Here is a 20,298-nt window from a genome sequence, read left to right as displayed (position 1 = left end):
CCGACCACCAGCGCTTCCTGGCCTGAACACTTTCTCGCTCACCGCGCCGGCCACGACTGCCCGATGTGCGGCAACGATTGGACGGCCGACGACATCGGGTGGGGATTGCTGCTGCACCGCGGCGAGGTGTCCCAGTCCTACCTCTGGCGCTCCGGCCAAGTCCGGGGCTACTCCATCACCATCGTGACTGCGCACCACGTCGCCGAGCCCACCGAACTCTCGGACGACGAAGCCGCCGCCTTCTGGCGCGACACCCTCGCCCTGGGCCGAGCCCTTGAGACCCACTACCAGCCGCTGAAGATGAACTACCTCCTTCTCGGCAACGCCATTCCCCATGCGCACCAGCACGTCGTTCCGCGACGCGAGGCGGGTTCGGACCCGGCGCCGGGCGGCCCCTTGCCCTTCGACGTGCTCGACTTCGGGCGCCAGGACGAAGACCAACTGCAAGCGGACGCCCGAGCGCTGCGCCGGCTGCTGAACGGCCCCGGCAAGCCGGAGGCGGGGCGATGAACGCTCAGTCCGACGTCATGGTCGTGGCGGGAGTCCTGGCGCTGCACTACCGCATCTTCCCGACAGACGTCTACGAAGGGCCGACAGGGACCGCCACGTGCAACTACGTGGCCAGGGTCGGCGACGGTCGCCGGTGGTTCGTGAAGGGCTACCCGGAGAGCGCCGAACTGGGCGCCGAACGGCGCGCCCTCGAACTGGCCGAATTCGCCGCGCTCGGCGGGGTCCCGGTGCCGGCGATGCGCCGCACCGTGGACGGCGACCTCATCGCCACGGACGGCGAGTTGGCGGTGTCCGTCGCCGCGTTCGCCGAGGGCGCCGAGACAGCGGAAGGTGGTCTGTACGGCGAGCGGTGGGCCGCCGTCGGCGCGACCGTGGGCCGAATGCACCGCATGCTCGCGCGGCATCCGGACGGGCCGCCGCGCCGCACCCCGTCCCACGAGATCTGCGACGTCGAGCGAGGCCGACAGCGCCTGGAACGGCTTCTCGCCCGCTATGCGAAGCAGCCCCCGAGCTCCCCTTTCGGAGCGTGGGCGAGGGACACCGCCCGGGCGCGGCTGGACGAACTCCCCGCCAAGGCATCCATGCTCAAAGCACTCCCCACAAACCTCGCCGCGCAGATCGTCCACGGCGACCTGTCCTCCCTCAACGTGATGCTGAGAGGCGAAAAGGTCGTCGCGGTCATCGACTTCCGGCCGCCGGCGCACCGCAGCCCGATGTGGGAGCTGGGGCGCATCGTGCTCGATCCGCGTACGGTCCTGAACGCCCCGGACTGGCCCACGGGCCTGGCCACGGCCGTCGCCGCCTACCGGGAGGCCAACCCGGCCATGCCGGTCAAGGACCTCCTGACGGTGCCGCGGGTGGCGGCCGGCTACCTGGCCTGCTCGGTGTATTCGCTCTCCGAACCGCTCGACGACCCGCCTGCGGTCACCCCTCAGTCGGAGGCGTACGGGCGGGCCCGCCACGAGGCCCTGGGTGTGCTGTGTGCTCGCCTGGACGAGGCGGAGGAGGTGCTCCGTGACCTCCTGCGCTGATTCCCCCGCACAGCCCGAGACTTCGCTGTGGCGGCACCGCAACTTCCGGACGTTCCTGATCGGGCAGAGCGCCAGCGTGACCGGCAGTTCGATCAGCTCGATGGTGATCCCGGTGATCGCGGTCCTGGAGCTGCATGCCACCACCTCTCAGGTGGCCTGGCTGTCGTTCCTGGGGCTGCTGCCACCCGCGTTGCTCGCCCTGCATGCCGGGGCGCTCGCCGACCGCCACTCCAAGCAACGCCAGATGATCACCGGGGATCTGGTCAGTGCGGCCGCGCTGGCCACGGTGCCGGTGGCGGCTGCCCTCGACGCACTGACTCTGTCCCAGCTCATGGCCGTCGCCGTAGTGCAGGGCGCTGCGGGCGTGGTGCATGACGCGGCGGCCATCAGTATTCTGCCCAGCCTGGTCGACCGGTCCCTGATCCAGCGGAGCAACAGCCGGGTTGGCGCGCTGTTTGCTCTCTCCGCGACCGGCGGCAGCAACCTCGGCGCCGCGCTGACCGCCTTGGTCGGACCGGCCCGGGCCCTGCTCGGTGACGTCTTCTCCTACCTGATCAGTGCCTGGTGCACCGCCCGTATCCATACGCCCAAGACCGACCGGGCACGGACGGAGGAACGCCGGTTGTGGGCGGAGATCGGCGACGGCCTGCGGTACGTACGTGGCGACGACCGGCTGCGCACACTGACGCTGGTCAACGCGACGACGTCCTTCGCCCTTGCGCTGCTCAATACGTTGTGGGCGCTGTACCTGCTGCGGACCCTCGCGATGAGCACCACGGCCTTCGGCGTCGTGCTGGGGCCCGGCGCCCTGGGCGCGGCCGCCGGGGCGCTCCTCGCCCCCGGTCCTTGCGCGACGGTTCGGGGCCGGGCCGATGATGCTTGCCGCGCTCGCGATCACGCCGGTGACCCAGATTCCGCTGCTGCTCGCCTCTTCCGGTCTTGGCTGGGAGATCGTGATCGGTGTTGCACTGATCGTGCAGTTGGCGTGTGCCGGTGCGGCGGGCACCACCCAGCGGTCGATCCGTCAGATCATCACCGCGCCCCGCATGCAGGCACGGATGCAGGCGGTGAGCACCTGGCTGACCGCGGGTGCCCGTCCGGTCGGCGCGCTGCTCGCCGGCGCGCTGGGGACGTGGGCCGGCGTCCGGGCTGCCCTGGTTGTCGGTGCTTGTTTGCTCATCGTGCCGCTCCTGGTCCTGGCCCTCTCTCCGCTGCGCGGCCTGCGGCAGATGCCCGACGCTCCGCCCGAACTGGAAGAACCCGCGCCTGCAGAAGAACCCCCGCGAGCTGGCCCTCCGCCACAGGTACGTGCCCTGGAGCGGCACCCGCCGCAGACATTCACCGTGAGAGCTCGTCGGACGGAGGCGCGACATGACCGAGCTGAACACCGGGGACACAACGCGAAGGCCCGTTGCCCCCGTCTCCCCCGTTCCAGCGAAGCCCACCACCACAGCGCCGTCCCACACCAGGACCGCAGAGGTCACCCGGTCCGGGGGCGGGGCCGGCGCCCGGGGTGATCGCGGTGCTGCCGCGGTCCGGGAAGCGATGGTCGCCCGCCTGGAGGAGGCCGGCGATCTAGCTGCCGGCTCGGTACGCGAGGCCCTGCTTGCCCTGCCGCGCGAGGTCCTGATGCCGCAGGCGTACGTGCGGCGCAGCGCGCCGGATGAGAAGCCGCCGCGGTGGGACCTGCTGGACTGGGCCCGGCTGGATGACCGGGAGGAGTTGCTGCGCGTCCTGCACAGCGGCGACAGCGTGTCGGTCCAGCACGCGGGTGAGCCGCTACTCGGCCGGGGCCCCGGCCCTCGGCGCGGGGGTTCCATGACTGCGATGTCGAGCACGATAGGCATGACCGCGGGCTTGTTGGACTTGCTGGAACTGCGACGGGGTCAGCGAGTTCTGGATGTCGGGACCGGCGCGGCGGTCACCGCTGGCGTGATGTGTTTCGTCTGCGGGGACGGCGGGGTCGTCACGCTCGACGTCGACCGCCATGTCGGCGCGGCCGCGCGAGCACGCCTGGCCGAGCTCGGGTATCGGCCCGCCGTGGTGACCGGGGACGGGATGGCCGGCTGGCCGGACGGGGCGCCATTCGACAGGATCTTCGTGTCCTTCGCCGTGCCCCGCATCCCGCCGGCCCTGGTGGCTCAGCTCGCGCCGGGCGGTCGCGCCCTGATGACGGTGGGCACCTCTTCGCCGTCCTGGCCGGGTCTCGCCGTGATCACCAAGACCGCCACGGGAGAAGCGGTTGCGGAGCTCCGCGCGGTGGAGTTCGGGCATCGCGGCGGTGTGGGCTTCGACCGGCTCTTCCTGTCCGCCGACTTCCGCCAACGGGTCGTCACCCACGGAGGTCGCTGGACCCAGCGCAGCCGCCTCGTGCCCCCGGCAGACACCGAGCGCGGCATGTGGCTGGCCCTGGACCACCTCCACCCTGGTCTCGTCCGCCACTTCGGCGCGGACGAACTGACGATCGGCGCACCGGGGTGCGGCTCCTGGATGCGGGCACGCCCGGTCGGGCACCGCCGCTGGGAAGTCACCGTCGACGGGCCGCGCGACATCTGGGCGGAGATCCACGACGTCGCAGACCGATGGCGTGCGGCCGGCTCCCCTCATACCTACCGCCTGCAGATCGACGCCGACGGCGCCCAGCGGGCGACGACCAGCTGCACCACCCTCACCTGGCCTCTTCCCGACCTCCCTCGCACCTCTGGAGACGCACAGTGACCACCTGTCCCGGCAGACCAGCCGCCGACTCCACCGCCTCCGAGGAGGCGCTCTTCGGCACGACGGCTGCCGAGTACGCCCGCTACCGGCCGGGAGTGCCGGACGCTGCCGTTCGCCTGCTTGCCGCGACCCTGCACGGCGTGCCGGCCTCGGTGCTGCTGGACCTGGGGACCGGGACCGCTCAGGTACCTTGCGCACTGCTGTCCGTCGTGCCGCGGCTGGCGCACGTCGATCTGGTGGACGTCAATCAGGGGATGCTCACCCAGGCGATGGCGGAGCTGAAAGCCGCCCTCGGAGCGTGCACGGTATCCGCGTACGCCGGTGAGGCCCACACCTTCACCCCGCAAGTGCCCGGCCGGGGCCCTGATCTGATCACCTGCTGCCGGGCGTTCCACTGGATGGACCGCGCCGCCGTCCTGAAGATCGCGGACCGGGTGGCCGCGCCGCACGCCACCGTGGCGATCATGGGTGACGAAAGCCTCTGGACCCACGACGCCGAGTGGACCAGCGCGTTGCGCAAGCTGATCCAGACCTACCTCGGGCCGGGGCGTCGTGCCGGCACACGCGGAACCTACACCACGCCCGGCCGCTCCTACGAAGACGACCTGGCCGCCTCGCCGTTCAGCGAGTTGCGCGAGCACCGTTTCCCCGTGGCCCGCGCGTGGACACCCGAGACGGTCGTCGGCTACCTCCGCAGCACCTCCTTCGCACAGCCCAATCTCTTCGCGGACCGACACGAGGCGTTCGAGGCCGAAGCCCGCCAACTGCTCGACGTGCACGCCAAGGACGGGGTGCTACGGGAAGAATCGGTGTTCACCGTGCTGCTGGCCCGCCGACCCGGGAGCTCATCGTGAGCGGGCAGCAGCGCCACCGGGAGCCAATCGACGTCCACCTGATCCTGCGCCGCGACGGAGAGGCGGGCGCGGAGGTCCTGCTGTCCCGCCGGGCCGGTGACGTCTACGCCTCGGGCCTGTGGCATCTGGTCTCCGGACACCTCGACGGACCGCATGAGGACGTCGTCGACGCGCTGATCCGCGAGGCGGCGGAAGAGGCCGGCGTGAGCATCGACGCGGCGGAGGTCCGCTTCGCGGTCGCCGTGCACCACCGCAGCCCTGGCGGCAAGGCCAGGACCGGAATGTTCTTCGAGGCGCGCACCTGGCAGGACGCCCCCTACATCCGGGAGCCAGCCGTGTGCGACGCGATGGGCTGGTTTCCGCTCGACGCCCTGCCGGAGCCGATGGTCGCGTACTGCCGGGCCGGCCTGGACACCTACCGGTCCGGCCAGATGATGGCCGTGCACTTCCAGGAGCCCGGGGACCCGATCGCCTACGACCCGCCCTTCGACCGGTGCCGTCCCGTCCCTGCGGTCGGGACGTCCGGACCGGGCCCGCGGCTGCGGGAGTTCACCGAACAGGCCGTCGGACGCATCACCGGCTGGACGGACGTCTCCTGGGCGCGAGAGGGCAGCCAGGTGTGGCGGGCGCGCGGCGCCGAGGGAGGGGTGTGGTTCGTCAAGCTCCACCAGAACGAGCGCTTCCACCAGAGGGAGGTGACCGCGCTACGCACATGGGCTCCGCTACTGGGCGCGGCTGCACCCCGGCTGGTGGCCGTCGACGAGAAACTCAGGGCGGTGGTACTCACGGCGATGCCGGGCCGCCCTCTGCACGGCGTCGTCCTGTCCCCGCGGCAGGAGAAGGCAGTCTTCCGGAGGATCGGCGCGCTGGCCCGCCGGATCCACCACGCCTCTCCCCCGCGCCGCGCCCCCGTCGACAGCGGCCCGGCTGTCGACAAAGCCGAACGGCACCTGGCCGCAGCGGGACCGCACCTGAAGCCGGGAGATGCCGAGTTCGTCCGCGGCCTTGTCCGGCAGGCGGAGACTCTGCCGCCGCTGGAGTGGGTGGAGACCCACGGCGATTTCCAGCTGCGCAACATCCTCCACACCGATGACGCCGACACCGCCGAGGATGACGACGGCTTCCTTGGGGTGATCGACCTCGAGCGCAGCGAGCCCGGCCCGGCCGTACGGGATCTGGTCCGCATGTCCGACGCCTGGGCGGGCCGCCCCGAGCTCTTCCAGGCGTTCCTGACCGGGTACGGCCGGCCCCTGACCGGGGCCGAGGAGGCACGGCTGGTCATCGACATGGCTCTCGATTCGGTCAGCGGGATCGCGTTCGGCGTCGCCCACGGTGATCCGGAACTCGTCGAGCGGGGCCGACGGACTCTGGCACGGTTGCGCACCGGGCACAGCACCCTCAACTCACCTACGGGAGAGCGCTCATGAACCGCGACACGGCATCGGCCCCCGCAGTGAGGCCGTCGTCTGACGCCGGCCACCCGCCAGTCCGTGCGGCCATGCCCGCCGACGCCGAGGGCATCGTCCGGATGCGCTCCGAGTACGTCCTGTCCACGCCCCTGAGCGAGGAATGGATTCGGCGGTGCACTGACGAGCTGGCGCCGCGACTGACCGAGTCGGGGGACGCGCGGGCCTTCGTCATCGATACCTCGGACGGCGCGCTCGCTGCCTGCGCCCTCGGTCTGATCCACCCCGTGCTCCCGGCCCCTGCCTACCCCCGGGGGCTGGCCGCCCGCGTGCACGTCGTCGCCACGCGACCGGACGTCCGGCGCCGCAGCTACGCCCGGGCCGTGGTCTCCGCGCTCCTGGACCACCTCGCGCACGTTGAGGAGGTCACGCTGTTCGAGCTCCACTCCAGCGTGGAGGCAGCCCCGCTCTACCGCGAGCTCGGGTTCGCGGGCAGTCCGGCCCTGATGCGGATGACACGTCTCAACGAACCGGCTGCTGCGAGCACACCGGGAAGCACCTCTGCCTGGATGCCGCCCGAGCTGTACGCCGCCACGGTGCCGAAGACCACGGCGTTCGCCTGCATGTACTTCACCGACGAGGACGACCGGCCCATCCAGCTGCACTCCGTTTACTCGCCCGCTCACCCGTGGCAGCTGGTGGGCGGAACGATGGACCTGGGTGAGCGGCCCTGGGAGACAGCCGTGCGGGAATGCCGGGAGGAGACCAGCCTGACGCCGCCCGGGCCGCCCCGGCTCCTGGCCACCGTGTTCGGACTGCCGGGTGCCAAGTGGCCCTACAGCACGATCGGCTGCGTCTTCGACGGCGGCCGGCTCACCGCGGAACAGATCCGCGGCATCGCCTTGAGCCCGCAGGAGCACGACGAGGTCCGTGTCCTGCCCCTGGCTGAGTGGAAGGCACTGATGCCGCCTCGCGACTTCGCGCGCCTGAGCGCGGTGGAATCGGCCCGCCGCACCGGCGAGGCCGCGTACTTCGGCACCTGGGACTGGGGAAACAAATGAGCAGCATCGTGTTGATGTCCGATCCGAGGGTGGCCGCGATCCCTCTTCAGGACAGCGGCGAGAACCTCGTCGACGTCCGCGAGCACGGCCTGAAGGTCGATGTCCGCAGGCAAGACGCGACCGGGGCCTACGCCCACGTCCGGCTGGAGGTCCTCACCCGGCTGCTGCACGCGCAGTCGCACCTCCCCACCGGCGTGCTCCTGTTGTTCGTGGAGGGCTACCGGCCGCCGGCCCTGCAGCGGCGCTACTTCGAGAAGTACTCCGACGAGCTGGCCCGTACCCACCCTGACTGGCAGGCCGCCGAGCTCCGCGAAGCCGCCAGCCGCTTCGTCTCACCTCCGGACATCGCACCGCACTCGGCCGGCGCGGCCGTCGACGTGACACTCGTCGACCACCAAGGCCGCGAGCTGGACATGGGCACACGCGTCAACGCCAATCCCGAGGAAAGCGGCGGCGCCTGCTACACCGATGCCCCTGGTCTCAGCACCCGGGCCCAAACGAACCGGGCCACCCTCAAAGCCGTGCTGTCCGCGGCCGGGCTCATCAACTACCCGACCGAGTTTTGGCACTGGAGCTTCGGCGACAGGTACTGGGCGCTGCAGACCAAGCAGCCGGCCGCCCTCTACGGCCCCGTCGAACTGCCGTAACGCCGAACCCCCTTTTCATGAGCAAGGAGCGATCTGTGGGATACACCCGGGCCGACTGGTCCGAGCACTTCAGCAACGGGCGCGGCTTCCGGCGGCTCGGGGACGAGGAGAGGGGCCTGCTCGTCGAGCACGCCCCCGCTCCCGAGGGCGGCCGCGCGCTCGACGCCTGCTGCGGCACGGGCGAGATGGCCGCATACCTCGCCTCACTCGGGTACACCGTCGACGCCGCCGACTTCGCCGAAGGCGCCCTCGAGAGGGCCCTCCAGGAGCACCCCGGACTAGAGGGGACGCGCTGGCTGTGCCTGGACATCGAGCACGACGACCTGGCCGACCTTGCCGACGACGGCTACGACCTGATCACCCTGCGCCTCTCCGTCGCCTTCATCCGCGATCGCGCCCGGGTGCTGCGCCGTCTGGCCGCGCGGCTACGCACAGGCGGAGCGCTCGTCGTCATCACGCCGGTCGCGGAGCACACTCACCAGGAGCGGCGCCACATCGCGTTGGACGAGGACGAACTCACCACGCTCACCGATGGGTTCGACAGCGTCGAGCGCTTCGACGCGGAGGGCCTGGCGGTGCTGGTTCTGCGCGGGCCGGGTGGCTCGTTCAGCGCGGAAGAGAAGCTGCGGCCCGACCCGCAGGCGATCCTCGGCGCCGCGGTGGTGGTCACCGACGCGTTCGGGCGGGTCCTGCTGGGCCGCTCAACCCGGGGCATGTGGGAGCTGCCCGGGGGCCGGATCGAGACAGGTGAAGCCGCCTCGGCCGCTGCCGTGCGGGAACTGGAGGAGGAGAGCGGACTGACGGCGGACGCGGCGGACGCTCATGTCGTCACCGTGCTCCACGACGACCGCCTGGACGTGCGCCGTGTCACCCCCGTGGTACGCGTGACCCGTTGGGGCGGTGAACTGGGTCTGCCCGAGCCGCACCGTTTCCTGCGCTGGGAGTGGCACGACCTGCACACCCTGGCCACTCTCGGGAGAATCTTCGCGCCCAGCGCTCAGGCCCTGACCGCGGTGTGGCCCGGGGTGCTGCCCGGGCTGCCGCCTGTCCACTCCTACGGGTGCGACACCGCTGTCCCGCCGGTGCCCGGTGAGCCGGCGGAGGCCGCACGGTTGCGCGAGCAGATGACGGAATCCGTGATCGACAAGGGCTGGGCTCCCTCCGTGCGAGTCCGGGCCGCGCTGGGCGAGGTCCCACGGCACCGCTTCGTCCCCGAGGCCCCGCTGGAGGATGCATATCACGACGACCTCGCCGTGGTGACCGTCCGGGATTCGCCCGAGACCGCGCTCAGCTCCGTATCGGCCGCCTGGCTGCAGGCCGACATGTCCGAGCAACTCCGGCTGGAGCCGGGGATGACCGTGCTGGAAGTCGGGTCGGGCGGATACAACGCGGAGCTGCTCGCGCACATTGTCGGCGAGCGCGGCCGGGTGGTGACCGTGGACGTCGACCCGTACGTGGTGCACCGCACCCGGCGGCTGTGCGCGGAAGCCGGCAGCGGCCGAGTCATCACCGTCCTCGGCGACGGCGGACTCGGCGCGCCCGGCCATGTCCCGGCCGACGGGTTCGACGGTGTGATGATCACGCATAACGCGGCCGACATCGCCCCGGCATGGCGGGAACAACTCGCCGAGGGTGCCCGGCTGGTCGTGCCGCTGGAGATGGGCGGCTACACCCGCTCCCTCACCCTGGTACGGCGCGGCAACGTGTTGCACTGCGAGCACTGGACATACTGCGGTTTCGTGCGGGACCGCGGTGCCGCCGCTCGCACCACCCCAGCCGTGTGGCTGGCCGACGGCGAAGTCACGGTGCGGTGGGAGGACGGGACACCCGGCGACACCGCCGGTCTCGACCAGGCTCTGCACGGGCCCCGGCACGAACTCTCCACCGGCCTCGTTGTCCGGGGCACCTTCAACTTCGAGACCTTGCAGGTCTACGCCGCCACCACGTTGCCGGGATTCTGCCGGCTGACTACGCCGAAGGGATCCACGCTCATGGCGCAGCAGGACGCGGCAGCGATCCTGGCGAACGGCTCCCTCGCCTACCTGACCTACAGGCAGGTCAAGGACGCCCCGGAGCCGGCCGATCGCCTCACGGAGTTCTTCATCCACGCCTACGGCCCAGCTGCTGAAGACCTGGCGGAGCACTTCGCCGAGTGCGTCCGCGTCTGGGACCGCGAGGTGCGCGAGAGCGGCTATCCGCCGATGACCGTCCACCCGGCCGGAACCCCCGACGACCGGCTGCCGCCCGGCGATGTGCTCGACAAGCCCAGCGCAAGGCTCGTTTTCCCGTGGCCGGGCCGAACCCCCGTCGGCGCGCAGAACCTCCTGGCGGCGGGCGGACAGCGTGCCTGACTCCGACAAGCTGATCCCCGCGAAGCCCGTGACGTCCTCTGATACGTCGTCCCTGCTCGGTGTGTTCGCCCATCCCGACGACGAGAGTCTCCTCGCCGGTGGCGTACTCGCCCAGCATGCCGCCTCGCGCGCGCACCGCTGTCGTCACCATGACATGGGCGCTTGAGAGCCCGCGGGCCGCCGAACTCGCGGACGCGTTGCGCGCACTCGGCGCGGGCGCGCCTCGCATGCTCGGGTATGGCGACGCCCGCAACCTGCAGGCGGCCCCCGGCCGTTCCCGGCTCGTCGACGCACCGCTGGACGAGGTGATCGCCGCCCTGGTCCACCAGATCCGCTCGTTCCGCCCCGACGTTGTGGTGACGCATGACGCCCTGGGCCAGCTGACCGGTCACCCAGACCATCGCCGCACCCACCAGGCCGCTCTCCTCGCCGTTCAGGACGCGGGGCTCGCGCACCTGCACCCCGAAGCCGGGGAGCCCTGGCAACCGCGCGCCGTGTACTGCGCCACGCACCCCGAGTCCGGCGTCGGCGATCTCGGGCCGCTGCTGAAGGCCGTCGGCAAACCCGTGCTCGCGGTCCCGGACACGTACGCCACCACGGCCGTCGACGTCACCCCCTGGCTGGAGCAGAAATGGTCGGCGATCCTCGCGCACCGCAGGGAGGTCGCCCGTGAACGGCCGCTGCCCGGGATCCTCGCCCGCCTGCCTGAAGAGACCCGGCGAAAGATCATCGCGACCGAATTCTTCACCCGGCTCACGACCGGGCCCCTCCCCGGCGCTCCCCATCGGCTCACTGCCTGACGGCGGTCAACCGCCTCACTCTTCCCTGGGCCCGACCGGCCCCTTCTGACTCGGAGAGCCATGACGACCACATCCGTTCCCGGCGAGCTGCCCGGCACCGCAATGACCGACGAGGCGTACGGCGCCCTGCGTGCCTCGGCCGCACTGTGGGTCGGCACGTCCGTGCTGATCACCAACCAGCTCGGGCAGGTCCTGGTCCAGCACGTCGACTATCGCGACACGTGCCTCTTGGCGGGCGGCGCCGTCGACAAGGGCGAGTCCCCCGCTCACGCCGCCGCCCGTGAGCTGGTGGAGGAGCTCGGGGTCACCGCCGCCGTCGACCGGTGCCTGGCCGTCGACTGGGTCTCCGCCGACAGCGTCGGCGCGCCCGCCGCTATGCGGTTTCCCGGCGAGATTCTGCACGTCTTCGACGGCGGCGCCTGGGACGACGACCGGATCGGCGAAATCCGTCTGCCGCCGAGGGAGATCACCGGGATCGAGTTCGTCGAACCCGCACGGCTGCCCGACCTGCTCTCCCCGACCGACGCCCGACGCGCCCTGTCCGCGCTGCGGGCCCGGATCAACGCGGCCGGCACGGTACTCCTGGAAAACGGTCTCCCGATCGCTCCCACCGTTTTCGACCGCCTTGGCGTCCTGCAGACCGCCCGCCCCGCCTACCGCTACCCCTGGCACCACGGCCCGGCCCCGCAAGAGCTCACCGTCACTCAGGCGTGGGCGTGGCTGTTCGCGCCGGACGGGCGCGTCCTCGTCCTCCTCGAACCCCACACAGGAGTCGCCATCCTGCCCGGCGGCACACCCGAAAGGCACGACCAGGGTGACCCCGTATCCACTCTGCGTCGCGAAGCCGACGAGGAGGCAGCAGCCCGGTTTGGGAGCCCGCTGCTCCTGGGACACGTCACCGATCCCACGGGGCGGCTCGGATACCTGCGCTACGCCGCAGCACTCACCGGCGTCGGTCCCGCACGGCCCGATCCGGCCACCGGCCACACCTACACCCGCGTCCTGGTCTCCCCCGAACAGAGCACGGAACTCTTCGACTGGGGACCGGCGGCCGCCGACCAGCTCGCCGCCGTCCACCAGGCCCGCCAGAAGCTCGGCCTCCCCCGGGCCGCCCGCCAATCCGTCACCGAACTTACCGGCCCCACCGCCTGGTAGCCGTCTGTCCCGTCCCCGGCCCACCGTCTCAAGGAGTCTCTCGACAGTGAGCGACGCGCGCCGACAGACGATCCGACCCTTGAGCAAAGCGGAACGGGAAGCACGGCCATCAGGGAAGACCGCTGCCATAGAAACATGTGACCACGAGACGTGATGTCGCATGTCCGACGTCCGTGTGTCCGCCCTCGGGGCATGCGCCACCGGGCACCTCGCCAGCGCTGTGAAGTGTGAAAGCGAGTGATGGAGAGATCCATGCGCGAGCGTCAGGCCAGCCAGCGTGCCCAGGTACCGAACCGCAGGGGTGGCAGCGTTGGAGCCTCGGCCGCAGTGGGAGAACCTGTTCGTCGCCCCCGCGTACAACCGTGTTATCACCGACGAGGAGTGGTCTGAGGACCCGGTCGCTGCCGGCCGCAAGGGCGATCCGATTCACAGCGCCCGCCTGCAGAACACTTGCTGCACCGCCCAGGAAGGGGGCGGTGCTCAGCGTTGAAGGGAGCGGGCGCTCGCCTGGTCGGGAACGTCGAGCCGTTTGCCCATGGCGCGGCTCACCGAAAGATCTCGTCCTGGCACGTAGGAAGGCCGAGAGCCATAGCCGGCCTGCCGGTAAAGCGTCAGGGCACCGTAATTACGCCAGCCGGTCTCCAACACTTATCTGGACAGTTTCTCCTCAGAAGACGGGCAATTTCGCCCGATCGAGTGCGCTCGGTCAGGGGTGCCCGGGAGGGGCATCGTGCTGCGCGTGCTCGTCGGCGAGGGCGCACATTTCACCGATGTACTGCCTCAACTTTTCAGGGGGCGTGTTTCGGTCGTTGGCCCATTGGCTCCAGAGTCCGTCCGGTCCCAGGAACCCAGCGGCGTGCGTGGTGCCGAGGGCTCCGTCGAGGTACAGGAGCGCGCCCAGCGCCCATTCCTGGTCGAATCGGCACTCGGGCCGTCGGAGGTAGTGGTCCAGGTAGGTGGCAAGCAAGGCCGCGTCCTCAGTAGTGCCGAGCAGGGCGAGTGCGATGCAGTAGCCCTGGCCTGCGTAGGTGAGTTCGCTGGTGAGCAGGAGGCCACCAATGCGCTCGCGGAACTGCTCGCGGCGGTCCAGCCCGATCATCCATGCCGCGGTTATGCGGGAGCGCCAGTTGGGCTGGAGCATGAATTCGAGTTCGGCGTCAGTGACACTCCGCGAGTCGAGGCCGAGGGTCTGGAGGAAGTGTGTGCGTTCCTCGGCGGGCAGCCTGACGAAGTTGCCGTGGAGCAGGTCCAGGTAGCGGCCGGTCTTGGGGCTCGGAGTGGCCATCACGTAGCGGCGGAGGGTGTCGGTTCCGGGGTCGGGCATCGGCTCAGGGAAGGGCATGGACGCATCCTGGCTGTGGTGGACGGGCCGGTCCAGTGGGTTACCAGGTCACGGATTCTCGTAGGCACCACCCGAGGGCTCACCGAGGTCGTCGAGAAGTCTGGAGATGCGGTCGGCGATCCGCCGGTGTCGTTCGATCTCGCGTGCCCAGCCGCGGGCCTCGGCGTCCACGATCAATTCCCGTTCGGTGCAAAGACGTTCGCGCAACCTTGGGGCGTACTCGGGTGTGGTGATGAATTTCGCGCAGGTCAGGTAGAGGTCGCACTCGCAGGGGCCCTCTTGGGGCAGGCGCAGGCAGCGGCCGAGTTCCAGCTCGGTCTTGTAGAAGTTGGTCTTGAGCCAGTCCAGGGCGTCCTGGTCGAGACGTCCGGCGCGCAGGGTGTCGGCGAGCGGGGCCGGCGATGACGGCGCCGGGTTGCAGGACGGCCTGGTAGTCGGCCAGAACGGTGGGGTCCGAGATGTGCGTGTAGGTCATCGACATGCCCGGGCTCTTGTGTCCGAGGACCTTCATGATGGTCTGCATGCGGGCGCCCTTCTCGGCGAGCTGGGTGCCCAGGGTGTGCCGGAAGCGGTGCGGATGGATCGCCGGTTTCCCTTCCCCGTTGAGGATCGCCAGCTGCTGGCAGATCTCGCCGAGTGTGTTGGCGAACAGGTAGTCGGGGTGGGCGAGTCCGCCGTTGCGCAGCAACAGGTAGCGCACCGGCCTTCCCAGGTCGGGATCGTGGATGCCCCGGTCGGGCTGAGGCTCGCGCAGGGCGACGAGAGCGCGAATGGCCTCAGCCGCCTCCTCGTGCAGGGGGACGGTGCGCTCTTTGAGATCCTTGCCGGCCGCCAGCCGCAGGCGCGGGGTGCCGTCCGGGTAGGCGTCCAGGCAGTCCAGGTGGAGCTTGCGGATCTCGGTGCGGCGGGCGCCGCTCCAGCGCGCGACGAGCAACGCGCACCGCTGCAGCGGGCATTGAAGCGCCCGGACCTGCTCCATCACGGGTTCGAGCTGATGCTCCGGGATGAAGCGCGGGACCTTCTCGATGCGGCGCGGCATGTCCGCGTGGGTGATCAGCGGGCGGGTCGGGACGTCATGCCACTCGGCGAGGGCGGCATGGCGGAAGAACACGGCGACGGTCGAGATGATCCCCGCGCGGTAGGCCGGGCTCAGCGGCTCGTCAGGATGCTTGATCTTCCGCAGACGGTTGACCGACTCCATGAAGGCGACCAGGTCGGCGCGGTGCAGCTGGTCGAGGCTGTCGATGTGGGGACGCTCGGTGTCCAGCCAGAGCCCGAAGCGCCGCAGTCCGCCGCGGGTACTGCTCATGGACTCCGGCCGCAGGACCAGGGCGCGTTCGGCGAGAAAGCGTTCCATGACGGCGTTGATGCGCGGCTTGCCGCTCAGCGAGGGCGGCGGGACGACCTCCTGCCGGGGCGGGCGGATGTCGATGACGCCGGCGTGGAACAGTGCCATGCCGGCGCGGAAGGCGCTGGTTCCCCAGGCTCTCATGATGGTGGACAGGCGCTCGGGGGCGATGACCTGGTCGATGCCGGGGATCTGGTCGAGATTTCTGATGGCCCGGCGCATCTCCTCCACGTCGTCGGCGGTGATCGCGCCGAGATCCGGGTCGGCGCGGTGCAGGACGAGCCGGATCAGGGCCCAGGGCAGGCGGAAACTCTCCTCCCGACGGGCGTGCCCGAGGGAGATCAAGCACTCTCGCATCGCGTCAACCTGATGGCGCAGCGGCAGCCCCAGCTGGTCGGCGATGAGGAACGGTTTGAGCACGCCGATACCCAGCAGCCATCCCCAGTCCAGGCGCAGCCGTCCGGTCAGCGCCAGGTAGATCAAGTAGTGCCGGGCGTTGAAGTTGGTCCATCCGGCACTCGGGTCGAAGCCGTCCGTGGGGCCGCTGCGCTGGCTCTGTTCTTCTCCGGTGTGCCAGCCCAGGCGTTGCCGCAGCGGCAGGGCGAACCAGGCGGTCAGCTCGGGATAGGTGCGCACGAAGCGCCAGTGGTAGGCGGCGTGCTTGGTGCGCCACTCGGCGCTGACGTCCAGCCGGGTGATGAAGGCCGTGTACTCCGGCATGGGGCAGTGGCACGGGGTCTGGGGATCGGGGGCCGGCGATGAGGCCGGGTTCTGGCTCACGGCGTCTGTTCCCCGATCGCCTGGCGGTAGTCCTTGATGACGTCCGGGTCGCTGACGCGGGTGTAGACCTTCATGGAGTCCGGAGTCGCATGGCCCAGACGGGTCATCAAGGTCAGCTCCCGCATCCCGCCCTCGAACATCCGCGTGGCATGGGTGTGCCTTGTGTCCGCAGAGGCCACGCGAGCTCCGCGTTCACGCAGCAGAGCGGTGGCGATTCCGGTACCCGCGTCAACATCGGCGACGCGGGCACCCGCCAGGGGACGGCTCGTGAACTGTTCGATGAAATCGAAGAGCTCGGGAGGATACGAAGGCCGGCTAGCCGCGTACGGGTAAGCGGCCGCGTTGAACGAATGGGCGCGTGAGCCGGCAGTCATCCCCACATCATCGCCCCTCTGCCCCGCTGACCGCCCACCTCGTTGATCGTTTCCGGTCACAGCACTACCGCTCTCTGGGGCACGAGTGCTGCCAGTGCGCGGGCATGACTGATCGGCTCCGGACCTGCTCCCATCAGCGAGAGGATCTGAGAGGTGATCAGGTGGGAGTCGACGACTTCTTGACTTCGCTTCCTGCTTCGTCGCGTTGTGCCAGGATGTTTCCTGGTCTGACCTGCGCTCAACAGGCTGTGACCGCCAGTCCGGCGGCCGTTGTCACGTTCGTCGCGGCATTGTGGCCCCGGCCGTGCACCGCATCTGCAGGCGGCGCACGACCATTCCCGGATCTGCCGGGGGCTTAGAGACGTCCTTGGCCACACTCCGAGCAGACCTGGCTGGTCGGGTCGAACCGGCCGACGCGCTGCTGGCCATCCCATGCGGCGAGGCACCGGGGCCTGGGATGTGACGGCTTGAGATTCTCCTCACTTGAGCGTTCGCGCCATGAAGGCGGAACTGCCGGTGTACCGTCAGCGTCAGCTGTCATGGTTCCGAAGCACTGGTCGCCCGTGAGCGTTCCCACGGGCGTTTCTGCTGTTCAGAGTCTCTGAGGACCAAGGCGATCACCTCCGGCTCCCGCACGATGTGGGAGCCGACTTCCAGTCCCCCCTTGGAGGGCAAAATGGCCAGCGGAACCGTCAAGTGGTTCAACTCGGAAAAGGGCTTCGGCTTCATCGAGCAGGACGGCGGCGGCCCCGATGTCTTCGCCCACTACTCCAACATCGCCAGCTCGGGCTTTCGTGAGCTCCAGGAAGGCCAGAAGGTGAACTTCGACGTCACCCAAGGCCAGAAGGGCCCCCAGGCGGAGAACATCACCCCCGCCTGAGCAGCTTGCACCTACACGAAACCCGCCCCGCGACAATCGCTGGGCGGGTTCCGTGCGTTCTGGAGCTGGCCGCCGTCCGGTACTGAATGCCGACAGCGGCCTGGAGGTGCATCCCGCTGGAGCGGGTGATCCGACGCCCCTGCTCGCGCGAGCACTTGCTGATCCAGCAGTTGACGGGCCGCACGCTGCCGCAGACGACCGCTGGCTTCCCGGGGCTTGCGAAGCTGCTCGTCCTCACTACTGGAGCCCCTGTAGAAGGTCTCGGGCGGTTCATCGGTGTCCGCCTCAGGCCGGGTCCGTGGCCGATATCGTCGGTGGATGGATACACGCGTGACCGGCATCGTCATGGAGCACGGCAGGCTTCTGGTGCTGGACCAGGACACCGACGGGCCCAGAAATTGGTCCTTGCCGGGCGTTCATTAGGCAAGTCACTTGTCGGAATCAAGGTTGTCGGGTTGGGTACGCCTGACCGGTGCGGAGTGCTCCCGAGTGCGATGAAGGCCGCCAGCGCGGCCAGGAGAGCCAGTACCAAAAGCAAGTGGGAATGTCCACCGCGCAGGGCGGCCAGAGCTGCGCCAGCGAAGTGGGCCAGCGCACCGGCCGCTGTTGTGGGGGCTACGAGGAGGCCGGAGAGGTGACCGGCTTCGGCGACGAGGGAGTCTGGGTGTCGCACAGCCGCGGCGACGGCCGGTTCGAGCAAGCCCAGCTGGTATGCCGCGGATTCGGGTACAACGACGACGCCGGCACCTGGCGGGCCCGCCACCACCCCCGCTTCGTCGCCGACATCACCGGTGACGGACGCGTCGACATCATCGGCTACGGCGGCCCCGGGGTGTACGTAGCCCGCAACCTCTACCGCCGCTTCAGCACCCGATAGCCCAGGCCACGGACTCCTGGTCCGGAAACCACCACCCCGGCACGGCAGAGCACTTTCATCTGTCTTCCCGACCGCCTCGGCGGCAAGACGGGGTCGGCTGGCGGGCTCGTACTCAACTGTCGCCAGTCCTCAGAGGCGCCCGGCCGACTGGTTACCTTGCGTGATCGTCAGCGGTTGTACGGCCCCGGGCCCCGCCGCTCTCCTTGAGGGGCGGCCGGTGTGCGCGACCAGGTCGGGCCCCGTCGTCCCTGGTCAGCGTTTGACGATTCGGTCGAGGACGGTGGCAACGCCGGACTTGATCGCGTCGCGGTGGTGGAGGGGTACCGCGGGCAGTTCGCTGGTAGGGCGCACGCCCCGGTCGGCGAGAATGTAGAGCAGGCGCAGGGTGCGCAGGCAGTTGCTGATGTGGGCGGGCACCGGGGTGCTGATGCGGTCGGCTCCAAAGCGGTCGGCGATTGGATCGAGCCAGCCGACGGCGTCGCGTTCGCTCAGGTCGGTGCGGGTGAGGACGCGGGCGATCGCCCGGGCCAGGCGGTCGTCCTCCAGTTGGTCGTAGACGTGGTTGGTGTGCGCCGTCAGCCTCGCAGTGGCGAGGTTCAGCATCCGCACCGGCGCCACCTCGAGGTGGCAGCCGAAGGCGGCGAGCAGGTCCGCGCCGTGCGCCACCGCGTGAAGCCAGCCGAGGGTCTCGTCGTGACCGCGCAGATCCCGCTCGGCCGGGTACCAGCGCTCGAACGCGTCGACCCAGTTGGCTTTGAAGTCCCCCGCGGTCACCAGCATGTCGAGCACGAGGGGCGCGAAGGTGCGGGCCTCGACCCGCGGGTCGTTGAAACGGGCGGCCATCTGGTCCCCCAGTTCCAGCCGCCGTGACTTCTCGATCGTGCCGCGGGCGATCCAAGTAGCGAGGACGGCGTAGGGCGCGCCGTCCCGGACCAGCGGATCGGGATCTGCCAGCGCACGAGACAATTCCCGGACGAGGTCGTCCATGGGGCGGTCGTAGGGCACCGCGCAGTCGGCGGCCTCGACACTCTTCCAGTCGGTCATGACGGGCAGAATAGGTTCTCGTTTTCGTCGTACGCCTGCGAATTATGTCCGGGCATCCGCTTTGACCTGGCAACTTCCGTGCTGGACCACGTAGTTCTGGCGACAAGGAACGGGCCGCCCTCGAAAGGCTGGCCGGGTCGTTCATGAGGTCGGCCGCCAGGACAACGCAGACCCGGCAGATCGCCCCGGTCCGGCACGCGGACACGGCGGACGCGTTATGCCACGGGTGCCACCGGCTGAAGACCGCGACCGACTGAGGTCCAAGCCTGGCACCAGGTCGCCCCGGCGCAGCCTTCTCGGGTCTGCGCCGGGGCGGTGATTCTCTGCCCGTTAGTGGACGGAGATCGTGAACCAGGAATCTGCCTTGGTGCCGTTCTCGTTGGTCGTGTTGACCTTGGCGGTGTTCTGGGCACTTCCACACCCGTGCCCGCTGCCCCAGGTGACCTGAATGATTCGATTGGTCGAGTTCGCGGTGGCCTGGAGGATGGACTTTGACACCTTCAGGTCGGCGTCGGCGAAGTTGATGCAGTATTCGCCGGGGTTGATGCGCTTGACGGACTCGATCCCTTTGGCGTTATGGATGGTTCCATTGCTCTGGACCGTTGCTGCCGCCTGCGCGTACGGGGCCTTCACGTCGTCGGCCACTACGTATGCGACCCCGGCCGTGGTACCGGCCAACACAACACCGAGTGCGGCAAGGGGCCTTGACCCCGGAGTTTGAACACGTCTATGCGGCTCGGGTCGGGGTAGTTGATGTTGCGTGGAAGGCGTTCTCGTAGGCGAGCGGGGATCGCTGGCCGAGGCGGGAGTGTCGGCGTCGGGTGTTGTGTCGATGGAGCCGGCGGAAGGCGTCGAGTCGGGCTTCATCCTCGTTTGACCAGCCCTTTCGTCCTTTCAGCGTCTCCCTTTTGAAGCTGGCGTTGAACGATTCCGCGGCGGCGTTGTCCGCGCTGCTGCCGACCGCGCTCATACTCTGGCGGACACCGGTGAGGCGGCAGGCGTCGGCGAAGGCCCGACTCGTGTACTGGCCGGATTCAACCGGTCGTTGCAACACCAGCTTGTTGAAGCAACTGTAGCTGCTCGTTGAACGCCTCGGCGGGCGTCTTCCAACCGAGCGTCT

The 20,298-nt window shown here is 69.7% G+C and carries 15 protein-coding genes and 5 pseudogenes; 14 read left to right on the top strand and 6 right to left on the bottom strand.

Annotated elements, in window-relative coordinates; genetic code table 11:
• The first annotated feature begins 63 nt into the window (after window positions 1-63).
• The 12 genes and pseudogenes from ACFVYE_RS33480 (at window position 64) to ACFVYE_RS33425 (ending at window position 12,533) form a co-directional block, all read left to right on the top strand.
• Window positions 64-510: an HIT family protein gene (locus ACFVYE_RS33480; protein WP_383966260.1), complete on the top strand. Its 447-nt coding sequence runs from the start codon at window positions 64-66 to the stop codon at window positions 508-510.
• A complete protein-coding gene (locus ACFVYE_RS33475) occupies window positions 507-1,541 on the top strand; it encodes a phosphotransferase enzyme family protein (RefSeq protein ID WP_389608050.1) in 1,035 nt (344 codons plus the stop codon). The genes ACFVYE_RS33480 and ACFVYE_RS33475 overlap by 4 nt, the downstream gene beginning before the upstream one ends.
• Window positions 1,483-2,322, top strand: a pseudogene (locus tag ACFVYE_RS33470) (MFS transporter); the annotation flags it as partial. The gene ACFVYE_RS33475 and the pseudogene ACFVYE_RS33470, both read left to right, overlap by 59 nt.
• Window positions 2,323-2,413: 91 nt before the next feature.
• Window positions 2,414-3,058, top strand: a complete 645-nt coding sequence (locus ACFVYE_RS33465) for a hypothetical protein (RefSeq protein WP_383966277.1) — start codon at window positions 2,414-2,416, stop codon at window positions 3,056-3,058.
• Between the two features lie 28 nt (window positions 3,059-3,086).
• Entirely contained in the window at window positions 3,087-4,259 is a 1,173-nt protein-coding gene (locus ACFVYE_RS33460; protein ID WP_383966274.1) for a protein-L-isoaspartate O-methyltransferase, read from the top strand.
• The gene (locus ACFVYE_RS33455; RefSeq protein WP_383966254.1) at window positions 4,256-5,113 is read left to right on the top strand and encodes a class I SAM-dependent methyltransferase; all 858 of its coding nucleotides are present in this window, start codon (window positions 4,256-4,258) and stop codon (window positions 5,111-5,113) included. Before ACFVYE_RS33460 ends, ACFVYE_RS33455 begins: the two co-directional genes overlap by 4 nt.
• Complete coding sequence (locus ACFVYE_RS33450; protein ID WP_389608049.1) at window positions 5,110-6,540, top strand: phosphotransferase; 1,431 nt, start codon at window positions 5,110-5,112, stop codon at window positions 6,538-6,540. Before ACFVYE_RS33455 ends, ACFVYE_RS33450 begins: the two co-directional genes overlap by 4 nt.
• Window positions 6,537-7,580, top strand: a complete 1,044-nt coding sequence (locus ACFVYE_RS33445; RefSeq protein WP_389608048.1) for a GNAT family N-acetyltransferase — start codon at window positions 6,537-6,539, stop codon at window positions 7,578-7,580. The genes ACFVYE_RS33450 and ACFVYE_RS33445 overlap by 4 nt, the downstream gene beginning before the upstream one ends.
• A complete protein-coding gene (locus tag ACFVYE_RS33440; protein WP_389608047.1) occupies window positions 7,577-8,227 on the top strand; it encodes a M15 family metallopeptidase in 651 nt (216 codons plus the stop codon). Before ACFVYE_RS33445 ends, ACFVYE_RS33440 begins: the two co-directional genes overlap by 4 nt.
• A 35-nt stretch (window positions 8,228-8,262) precedes the next feature.
• On the top strand, window positions 8,263-10,578 hold the full coding sequence (gene fxlM / locus ACFVYE_RS33435) for a methyltransferase, FxLD system (RefSeq protein ID WP_383966242.1): 2,316 nt from the start codon (window positions 8,263-8,265) through the stop codon (window positions 10,576-10,578).
• Window positions 10,571-11,378: pseudogene (locus tag ACFVYE_RS33430) on the top strand (PIG-L deacetylase family protein). Before fxlM ends, ACFVYE_RS33430 begins: the two are co-directional and overlap by 8 nt.
• A 60-nt stretch (window positions 11,379-11,438) precedes the next feature.
• A complete protein-coding gene (locus ACFVYE_RS33425; protein WP_389608046.1) occupies window positions 11,439-12,533 on the top strand; it encodes an NUDIX domain-containing protein in 1,095 nt (364 codons plus the stop codon).
• Window positions 12,534-13,239: 706 nt separating this feature from the next.
• On the opposite strand, the gene ACFVYE_RS33420 is transcribed toward ACFVYE_RS33425, so the two are convergent.
• From ACFVYE_RS33420 to ACFVYE_RS33410, 3 genes and pseudogenes are all read right to left on the bottom strand, one after another.
• Window positions 13,240-13,875: a DUF6000 family protein gene (locus ACFVYE_RS33420; protein WP_383966234.1), complete on the bottom strand. Its 636-nt coding sequence runs from the start codon at window positions 13,873-13,875 to the stop codon at window positions 13,240-13,242.
• Between the two features lie 79 nt (window positions 13,876-13,954).
• Window positions 13,955-15,943, bottom strand: a complete 1,989-nt coding sequence (locus ACFVYE_RS33415) for a tyrosine-type recombinase/integrase (protein WP_383966231.1) — start codon at window positions 15,941-15,943, stop codon at window positions 13,955-13,957.
• Window positions 15,944-16,178: 235 nt separating this feature from the next.
• Window positions 16,179-16,377 (bottom strand): annotated as a pseudogene (locus tag ACFVYE_RS33410) (SAM-dependent methyltransferase); the annotation flags it as partial.
• Window positions 16,378-17,053: 676 nt separating this feature from the next.
• On the opposite strand from ACFVYE_RS33410, the gene ACFVYE_RS33405 reads away from it, so the two are divergent.
• Together ACFVYE_RS33405 and ACFVYE_RS33400 are read left to right on the top strand one after the other, a co-directional pair.
• Window positions 17,054-17,257 (top strand): cold-shock protein, encoded by a 204-nt coding sequence (locus ACFVYE_RS33405; RefSeq protein ID WP_010982331.1) that lies wholly within the window; start codon window positions 17,054-17,056, stop codon window positions 17,255-17,257.
• A gap of 631 nt (window positions 17,258-17,888) precedes the next feature.
• Window positions 17,889-18,134 (top strand): annotated as a pseudogene (locus ACFVYE_RS33400) (hypothetical protein); the annotation flags it as partial.
• A gap of 252 nt (window positions 18,135-18,386) precedes the next feature.
• Here the strand turns inward: ACFVYE_RS33400 and ACFVYE_RS33395 are convergent.
• From ACFVYE_RS33395 to ACFVYE_RS33385, 3 genes and pseudogenes are all read right to left on the bottom strand, one after another.
• Entirely contained in the window at window positions 18,387-19,178 is a 792-nt protein-coding gene (locus ACFVYE_RS33395) for a DUF2785 domain-containing protein (protein ID WP_383966228.1), read from the bottom strand.
• Window positions 19,179-19,508: 330 nt separating this feature from the next.
• Window positions 19,509-19,856, bottom strand: a complete 348-nt coding sequence (locus tag ACFVYE_RS33390) for a hypothetical protein (RefSeq protein ID WP_389608045.1) — start codon at window positions 19,854-19,856, stop codon at window positions 19,509-19,511.
• Between the two features lie 49 nt (window positions 19,857-19,905).
• Window positions 19,906-20,205, bottom strand: a pseudogene (locus ACFVYE_RS33385) (integrase core domain-containing protein); the annotation flags it as partial.
• Between the last annotated feature and the right edge of the window lie 93 nt (window positions 20,206-20,298).

The organism is Streptomyces sp. NPDC058239 (genome assembly GCF_042882185.1).
GTDB lineage: Bacteria > Actinomycetota > Actinomycetes > Streptomycetales > Streptomycetaceae > Streptomyces.
The sequence above is the reverse complement of the archived record's forward strand: the minus strand, read 5'-3'. Positions and strand labels throughout refer to the sequence as shown.